The sequence below is a fragment of the Frateuria defendens genome (genome assembly GCF_001182895.1).
In the GTDB taxonomy this organism is placed as follows: Bacteria; Pseudomonadota; Gammaproteobacteria; order Xanthomonadales; family Rhodanobacteraceae; genus Frateuria_B; species Frateuria_B defendens.
This window is the reverse complement of the sequence record NZ_LFQR01000132.1, coordinates 1-8,388: the sequence shown is the minus strand read 5'-3', so window position 1 is coordinate 8,388 and position 8,388 is coordinate 1. Positions and strand designations below refer to the sequence as shown.

The 8,388-nt window shown below is 68.8% G+C and carries 8 protein-coding genes; 7 read left to right on the top strand and 1 reads right to left on the bottom strand.

Annotated elements, in window-relative coordinates:
• Positions 1-406 precede the first annotated feature (406 nt).
• The 7 genes from ACH65_RS15435 (at position 407) to ACH65_RS15405 (ending at position 6,974) form a co-directional block, all read left to right on the top strand.
• The gene (locus ACH65_RS15435) at positions 407-913 is read left to right on the top strand and encodes a chemotaxis protein CheW (protein WP_049623512.1); all 507 of its coding nucleotides are present in this window, start codon (positions 407-409) and stop codon (positions 911-913) included.
• Positions 914-925: 12 nt separating this feature from the next.
• Positions 926-2,641, top strand: a complete 1,716-nt coding sequence (locus ACH65_RS15430) for a methyl-accepting chemotaxis protein (protein ID WP_049623511.1) — start codon at positions 926-928, stop codon at positions 2,639-2,641.
• Between the two features lie 4 nt (positions 2,642-2,645).
• On the top strand, positions 2,646-3,524 hold the full coding sequence (locus tag ACH65_RS15425; RefSeq protein ID WP_082190356.1) for a CheR family methyltransferase: 879 nt from the start codon (positions 2,646-2,648) through the stop codon (positions 3,522-3,524).
• Positions 3,521-4,177, top strand: a complete 657-nt coding sequence (cheD, locus tag ACH65_RS15420) for a chemoreceptor glutamine deamidase CheD (protein ID WP_049623510.1) — start codon at positions 3,521-3,523, stop codon at positions 4,175-4,177. Before ACH65_RS15425 ends, cheD begins: the two co-directional genes overlap by 4 nt.
• 64 nt (positions 4,178-4,241) lie before the next feature.
• Positions 4,242-5,330 carry a protein-glutamate methylesterase/protein-glutamine glutaminase gene (locus ACH65_RS15415; protein ID WP_049623509.1) on the top strand — a complete coding sequence of 363 codons (1,089 nt, stop codon included), beginning with the start codon at positions 4,242-4,244 and terminating at the stop codon, positions 5,328-5,330.
• 15 nt (positions 5,331-5,345) lie between these two features.
• Positions 5,346-6,524, top strand: a complete 1,179-nt coding sequence (locus tag ACH65_RS15410) for a methyl-accepting chemotaxis protein (RefSeq protein WP_049623508.1) — start codon at positions 5,346-5,348, stop codon at positions 6,522-6,524.
• Between the two features lie 144 nt (positions 6,525-6,668).
• Positions 6,669-6,974: an STAS domain-containing protein gene (locus ACH65_RS15405; RefSeq protein ID WP_049623507.1), complete on the top strand. Its 306-nt coding sequence runs from the start codon at positions 6,669-6,671 to the stop codon at positions 6,972-6,974.
• A 58-nt stretch (positions 6,975-7,032) separates the two neighbouring features.
• On the opposite strand, the gene ACH65_RS19205 is transcribed toward ACH65_RS15405, so the two are convergent.
• The gene (locus ACH65_RS19205) at positions 7,033-8,361 is read right to left on the bottom strand and encodes an XVIPCD domain-containing protein (RefSeq protein ID WP_082190355.1); all 1,329 of its coding nucleotides are present in this window, start codon (positions 8,359-8,361) and stop codon (positions 7,033-7,035) included.
• Positions 8,362-8,388 lie beyond the last annotated feature (27 nt).

Genomic DNA, 8,388 nt, shown 5'->3' with positions numbered 1-8,388 from the left:
ATGAACTCAATGAGTTACATTGCGTCCATAATGCCTGACAAGGCGGCTGCGATCAAGCGGTTCTTGGCTTAAGTTGAGAGCATTGCATGCCGTATGCCTACCCCGCCAACGAGTACTGATCGAATCGTTGGGTACGGCCACCTAGAGTTGAAATTTTCAGGCGTATTTCACGCGTGCGGGAAATATTTCTAGCGCGTTCGGGTGCCTGTTCGAGCGGCGATGATCTTTGGTACAGCCGTGCCGGCAGTACTAGGGATGCCTCATCCTTGGCCTGGGCGATGGCCGTATGCAGGTGTCGAAGCGGGAGCAAAAGCTCCCACACATCAACCCTCAAGTTCCTCCATCCCCTGCCGATGAAGACTCGACCCCCGAATGCCCCCGGGGATTCCGCAACGAGGCGAGCTCCATGTCCGAACCGGCCAGCCGCGACGCTGCATCGTCGCAGTACCTCACCGTGAACCTCCTGGAGGAGGAGTACGGCATCGACATCCTCGCCGTGCGCGAGATCCGCGGCTGGACGCCGGTCACGCGCATCCCGCAGGCGCCGCACTACGTGCTCGGCGTGCTCAACCTTCGCGGCGCGATCGTGCCGGTGCTGGACCTGCGCCTGCGCTTCGGCCTGGAGCGCGAGGAATACGGCCCCACCACCGTCACCGTGATCGTCACCGTCGCCGGGCGCCTGTTCGGCGTGGTGGTGGATGCGGTCTCCGACGTGCTGGAAGTGGCCGCCGAGGCCATCCGCCCGGTGCCGGACATGGGCACGGCGGTGGACACCGAATACCTCAAGGGGCTCACCTCCGCCGGCGAGCGGATGGTGCTGCTGCTGGACGTGGACAAGCTGTTGCAGCCGCAGGACGCGCAGATGCTCGAAGCCGCCCTGCCGGCGGCGAGCGACGTGAAAGCCGTGGCCTGACCTGGAATCACCATGAAGATGCCGAAACTGAAATTGAAGATGCCCTCCCTCTCGGTCCGCGGCCGCCTGCGCTTCGTGCTCGGCCTGCTGGTGCTGATGCTGATCGGCGGCGCCGTGATCGGCCTGGGCTCGATGGGCCTGCAGAACGAAGGCATGCGGCACATGTACGAGGACGAGATCGTGCCCTCGCAAGCCGTCTCGCGGCTGGCCCAGCGCTCGCTGATGTCCTTCGTGGTGCTCGGCGAGGCGGCCAACGTGGCCGGCAAGCCGGACCAGCTCAAGCAGAAGATGGCCGAGTACGAGCAGTACCAGGCCGAGGTGGCCAACCTGCGCAAGCAGATCGGCGCGGCGCCGCTCGCGCCCGACCAGGCCAAGCAGTGGAAGGACTACACCGCCACCGACGGGGACTACGACAGCGGTACCAAGGACATGCTCGACGCGCTCAAGCAGCCCGACGGCGGCGCCAGTGACGTGCTGGAGCTGGAAGTACGCCCGCTGCTGATGCAGCGCCAGGAGTCGCTGATCAAGCTGGTGGAGCTGCAGCGGGTGGAGTCGCAGAACATCTTCACCGGCCAGCAGACCCGCTACAAGGCGACCCGCGTGGTGAGCATCGCGGCGCTCTCGGTCGGCCTGGTGATCTCGCTGCTGATGGCGATCCTGGTGATCCGCTCGATCATCAGTACGCTGAGCTACGCCGGCCGCGTGGCCCGCGAGATCTCCGAGGGCAAGCTCGGCCATGACGTGGTGATCCACAGCAACGACGAGCTGGGCCAGCTGCTGCACGCCTTCCGCATCATGGACGAGCGCCTGAGCGCGATCGTGAGCGAGGTGCGCCACGGCGCCGGCGCGGTGAGCACCGCCGCGCAGCAGCTCTCGCGCGGTAACGACGACCTTTCCCAGCGTACCCAGGAGCAGGCCTCCAGCCTGGAGGAAACCGCCTCCTCGATGGAGCAGATGACCTCCACCGTGAAGCAGAACGCCGAGAGCGCCAGCCACGCCAACCAGCTGGCGCGCGGCGCGCGCGAGCAGGCCGAGCGCGGCGGCGAGGTGGCGGCGCAGGCGGTGGTGGCGATGCGCGAGATCAACGCGGCCAGCGGCAAGATCGCCGACATCGTGGGCCTGATCGACGAGATCGCCTTCCAGACCAACCTGCTCTCGCTCAACGCGGCGGTGGAAGCCGCACGCGCCGGCGAGCAGGGCCGCGGCTTCGCGGTGGTGGCCACGGAGGTGCGCAGCCTGGCGCAGCGCAGCGCGGGCGCGGCGAAGGAGATCAAGGCGCTGATCCGCGACAGCGTGGAGAAGGTGCAGGCCGGCTCCTCGCTGGTGGACCAGTCGGGCAAGGCGCTGGGCGAGATCGTGGAGAGCGTGAAGAAGGTCACCGACATCGTGGCCGAGATCGCGGCGGCCAGCCAGGAGCAGTCGGCCGGCATCGACCAGGTCAACAACGCCGTGCTGCAGATGGACGAGATGACCCAGCAGAACGCGGCGCTGGTGGAGGAGGCGGCGGCCGCCGCGCGCTCCATGCAGGAGCAGGCCAGCGACCTCGCCGGCCAGGTCGGTTTCTTCCAGCTCAACGGCGAGGCGCCCGCCGCGCGGCCGGCGCCGCTGCACCGGCCCGCGCCGATGGCCGAAGCCGAGGCGGTGTTCGCCGCCGTGCGCAGCGCGCCCGCGCCGCGCAAGACCCACGCCGCGGAGACCGCGGACGCCGGCGCCTGGAAGGAATTCTAAAAACGTGGCCAGCGCCAGCGCCCTGGCCGGTGACGGCGCCGCGGCGATCGCCGCGGGCCCGTCGCTGGGCGATGCCGAGTTCCGCTTTCTGCGCGAATTCGTCCATCGCCATTGCGGCATCGCGCTGAGCGAGCAGAAGCGCCAGCTGGTGCAGGGGCGCCTGCAGCGCCGCCTGCGCGCGCTGGGCCTGAAGGACTACGCCGCCTATTGCGAGCTGCTGCGGAACGACCCGGTGGGCGAGTTGGGCGAGCTGGCCAGCGCCATCAGCACCAACGTCACCGCCTTCTTCCGCGAGGCGCACCACTACGAGCTGATCGAGCGCGAGCTGCTGCCGCAGTGGCTCGCGCACAAGCGCCGCGCGGAGGATCGCCTGCGCATCTGGTCGGCCGGCTGCTCCACCGGCGAGGAGCCCTACGCGCTGGCGATGGTGCTGGCCGAGGCGCTGGCGCACACGGGCAGCGCGGTGGACGCGAAGATCCTCGCCACCGACCTCTCGCCGCAGGCGCTGTCGGTGGCGCGCGAGGGCGTGTACCCGCTCGACCGCCTCGGCGGCGTGGGCGAGGCGCGGCGCCGGCGCTGGTTCCTGCGCGGCGAGGGCGAGTACGAGGGCTACGCGCAGGTGCATCCGCGGCTGCGCGAACTGGTCAGCGTGCTGCCGCTCAACCTGCTGCACGAGTGGCCCATGCAGGGCCCGTTCGACGCCATCTTCTGCCGCAACGTGGTGATCTATTTCGACCAGCCGACCAAGCAGCGCCTGTTCGCCCGCTACGCGGACCTGCTGTCGCCGGGCGGCTACCTGTTCCTCGGCCACTCCGAATCCATGCTCGGCCTCTCCGACGCCTTCGAGCTGATCGGCCGCACGGTGTACCGGAAGCGCGCATGAGCATGCTGGACCGCACCCTGGCGCTGACGCCGGTATTGCCGGGCTTCGAGCACCTGCGCCGGTTCTGGGACAGCGTGCACGGCTGCCCCACGGTGAAGGTGCTGCCGGGCGAGTTCTACGTGAGCCGCCAGCACGAGCTGGTGACCACGGTGCTGGGCTCGTGCGTGTCCGCCTGCATCTACGACCCGCGTCGGCGCCTGGGCGGCATGAACCACTTCATGCTGCCCGCGCCGCTGGGCGAGGCCGCGGGAGCGCGCGAGCGCGACGAGTGGAGCGGCACCGTGGGCCGCGCCGCGCGCTACGGCACGGACGCGATGGAGCAGCTGGTGAACGCCATGCTCAAGGCCGGCGGCCAGCGCGCGGACCTGGAGGTGAAGGTGTTCGGCGGTGGCCGCGTGCTGGCGCAGATGACCGACGTGGGCTGCCGCAACATCGAGTTCGTGCGCCACTACATCGCCACCGAGGGGCTGCGGCTGGCCGCTTCCGACCTCGGCGATGTGTACCCGCGCCAGGTGCAGTTCTACCCCGACAGCGGCCGCGTGCGCGTGCGCCAGCTGCGGCGCGGCACCGACGCCGCGCTGGTGGCGGAGGAGAGTCAGTACCTCAAGCGTTTGGCGAACGATCCGATAAAGGGTGAGGTGGAGCTGTTCTGAGCGTGCGCGCGTGCGCGCCGCCGGCATGGCTTCCTCCGCAGCAGCGAGACGGGAATCGAGGGCGATGGAAAAAGTGCGAGTTCTGGTGGTCGACGATTCCGCCCTGGTGCGCAAGCTCCTGTCGACGATGCTCGCCTGCGATCCGGCGATCGAGGTGGTGGGCACCGCGGCCGACCCGTACATCGCGCGCGAGAAGATCAAGCAGCTCGAGCCCGACGTGCTCACGCTGGACGTGGAGATGCCGCGCATGGACGGCATCACCTTCCTGGAGAACCTGATGCGGCTGCGGCCGACGCCGGTGGTGATGGTGTCCTCACTGACCCAGGAAGGCGCCGACGTCACCCTGCGCGCGCTGGAGCAGGGCGCGGTGGATTTCTTTCCCAAGCCCACCAGCGACCTCGCCAGCACCTTCGCCAGCGGCGCCGAGGAAATCTGCGCCAAGGTGAAGGCCGCCGCGCGCGCGCGGCCGCGCCAGCGCACCGCCGTGCAGCGGCTCGACGTGCCGCCGCGGCTCTCCGCCGACGCGGTGCTGCCGCGCGTGCAGGCCGCCGGCAGCCGCGGCGGCAGCCCCATCATCGCCCTCGGTGCCTCCACCGGCGGCACCGAGGCGATCCGCGTGGTGCTGGAGGCGATGCCGCCCGACGCGCCGCCGATCGTGATCACCCAGCACATCCCCGCCGCCTTCAGCGGCCCGTTCGCCGCGCGCATGGACCACTGCTCGGCCATGCGCGTGTGCGAGGCGCACGACGGCCAGCCGATCCAGCAGGGGCACGCCTACATCGCCCCGGGCGGCCAGCACCTGCTGGTGATGTGGGACGGCGCCAGGCACGTCTGCCGCCTGCACGACGGCCCGCAGGTCAACCGCCACAAGCCCAGCGTGGACGTGCTGTTCCGCTCCATGGCGGCCAGTGCCGGCCGCGCCACCGTGGCGGCCCTGCTCACCGGCATGGGCGACGACGGCGCCCGCGGCCTGCTCGAACTTAAGCAGGCCGGCGCCCGCACCCTCGTGCAGGACGAGGAAAGCTCGGTGGTGTGGGGCATGCCCGGCGCCGCCTGGAAGCTTGGCGCCGCCGACGACATGCTGCCGCTCGACCAGATCGCCCGCCGCCTGCTCGCGCTGGCGCACCAGCCTATCGGCAGCGCCGCTGCCTGACCGGATTTCCAAGCCATGAACGCCTTCGCCTCCGTCTTCCGCAAACGCCCGTACGCCGGCCTCATCGCCAGCGCGGCGGCCCTGCTGCTCGGCCTGTTGTGGCACCCCGCCTGGCTGGCGCCGGTGCTGGTGATCGCGCTCACCGCCGTGTGGATCGTCGAGGCCCGCCGCGGCGCGGTGCCGACGGAGGCGGCACCGCCGGCGGCGCATGCCGAGCCGGTGCGCGAGGCGCTGGAAGACGTGCGCGGCGCGCTGGTCGATGAACTCGGCCACGCCGCGCGCGAGCTGCACCAGGCGCTGGACCTGCTGCGCGACGCGGTGTCGGAACTGGGCGGCGGCTTCGACGGCCTCTCGCGCAAGACCGGCCAGCAGCAGTCGCTGCTCAAGCAGATCATCGACGCCCAGCACGGCGAGGTGTCGGTGCAGGATTTCGCCGCGCGCACCGGCGAGCTGCTGGAGCATTTCGTGGGCGTGGTGGTGCAGATGTCGCGCGAGAGCCTGCGCACCGTCTACCGCATCGACGGCATGGCGAAGGAGATGGACGCGGTGTTCGGCCTGCTGCGCAACGTCAACACCATCGCCGAAGAAACCAACCTGCTCGCGCTCAACGCGGCCATCGAGGCGGCGCGCGCGGGCGAGGCGGGGCGCGGTTTCGCGGTGGTGGCGGGGGAGATCCGCAACCTCGCCAGCCATTCCAACCAGTTCAACGAGCAGATCGGCAGCCACGTCGAGCGCGCCCGCGCGGCGATGGAGCAGCTGCGCGGCCTGGTCGGCACCATGGCCTCGCAGGACCTCAGCGTGGCATTGTCGGCCAAGGGCGGCATCGACGCCATGATGGCCCACGTCACCGAGAGCGACGCGCGCACCAGCGCGGTGGCCGACCAGGTGGTGGAGATCAACCGCGGCCTGGGCAGCGATGTCTCCACCACCATCCGCTCGCTGCAGTTCGAGGACATCCTGAGCCAGCTGCTGCACCAGACCCGCACGCGGCTGGTGGAACTGCAGGAGATCGCCGCCGACTGCACGCGCGACATCGAGGAGCTGGCCTGCAGCAGCATCGACGCCGCCACGCTCGACACGCGCGCCCAGCGCGTGCGCAGCCGCCTCGCCATCCAGCGCGAGAAGGCGCGCCTGCGCTCGCGCGGCCCGGCGCTGCAAAGCTCGATGGACGCGGGCGAGATCGAGCTGTTCTGACGGCCCCGCAGCCGGCCGCGCGCCCGGGCGCCGTGCCGGTTCGGCCGGCGGCGGGGCGGCGGCCCGCTGCGAACGAACCTTTGGGTGTGCGACTTGCGCGCGATCCGCTGAAGGATCGCGCTCCCTAGAACCAGGAATGCCACGATGAGCCTCACCGTCCAGCACGACAGCGACAACGACTGCCTCACCCTGCAATTGGGCGAGCGCTTCGACTTCTCCGTGCACCGCGACTTCCACGACGCCTGCCTCGGCGAGGGCAAGCCCGCGCGCAGCTACGTGGTGGACCTCGGCGAAGTGACCGGCATGGACAGCTCCGCCCTCGGCATGCTGCTGCTGCTGCGCGAACACGCCGGCGCCGACCGCGCCGAGATCCACATCGTCAACGCCAGCGACGAACTGCGCGGCACCCTGCGCGTGGCGGGGTTCGACAAGCTGTTCGTGCTGCACTGACGGGATAGGACTGCCGGCTTCTTTCCATGGCAAGGCCAGACTGCCGGGATTCCGCCCCTCAGTGGCTGATGACCGGCGCGTGCGATGGCGGAGTTTGCGCAGTCGCCGGGGCATGGATTTGTGCCTGGGACTGCGTTTGAGCGAGTGCCGCATGGAATTGCTGCATCGCCTGGGGCCACTGCGCGGCACTTTGTTCCATGGCCATGTTGGCGGCCGCGGTAGGAACGCTCGCGTGCCGGTCGAAGAAGTGATCCCGTGCTCCGGGTGGCACCTGCACGGCCCAGAGCCGGCTGCCGTCTTCATTGAGCGCTATCTGGTCGATCCGCTGCATTCCATTGGCTCGCGCCGCGACAGTCAATGCGGCAGCGATGTTGTCGCTTCGCTGGTCGGAAGTGCGACCTAGCTGCTGGTCGAGACGATAGACATGTTCTTGCGTCTGCCGAAAGAGCGCGTGGTCCGGGTGGGTGGGATCATCCAGGCGAATCGGCGCCTGCGGCCGCTGGGTCTGCGCTTGCGATTGGAGCTGCTCGGTGACTGCGCGTCGCGTTGCCGGCCCTGCCAGGCCATCGGCTCTAAGGTGGCGATCCTGCTGGAACGAGCGCACTGCGGCATACGTATCAGGCCCGAAGGAGCGGTCGAGCTGTAACGGCTCTCCATGGCTGCCACCATATCCGAGCGCACCCAGCTGCTCTTGGAGCCTTCCCACGGCATCGCCTGAATCATTCATCCTGAGTGTGTTCTCTGCATGGCCGTGATGAACCTGTGCCATCTCTCGATCAATGGGCAACAGCATTTCACCTCGTGCAAGCCCGGCCATGACCTCGGGCGTGAGCCTCTCTTGCCATGTGGCGAAATGCTGCCGGCGCTCTGCGAGTCCGAGCCCCGCCTTGTTGATGATGTGCGTTGCGCGGTCGACGTCCTCGGGCGCCACATCGTGAACATTCGTATTCCAGAAATGGATGGATGTCTTGATCGCGTTCTCCCGGGTCGCGGCAAGTTCCGGGTGGCTCACCAGGTCGAGTCCAAGGGCTTGTCCTGCCTCTGCATAATTGTTGCGCCCCGTGAGCTGTATGTAGCCGCGGCCCTTGTACTTCAGGCCGTCTCCCGGGTCATGGTTTCCCATGCGTCCGCCGTACATCAATTCCGCGAGGTGTTCCGGGCGTCCCTTGAGCGCTTCATGCCATGCGGTTTCCCCAGTATGGTTATTGCGCACGGAAGCGACGGGAACCGTTTGCAACCCTTTGCTGTAGACGAAACTTTCCTCCAGCTTCGTGAGCCCGGCCGACTCATGCGTCACTTGTGCCATGAAGTTCGCCAGTTCGCGCGGCGACGTAATGCCTGTCCCGTAGGCAGCGGATACCAACTCGACCTCTCGTTCGGTAGCCATGTGACCCTCCCTAGGAGCGTGGGCGGC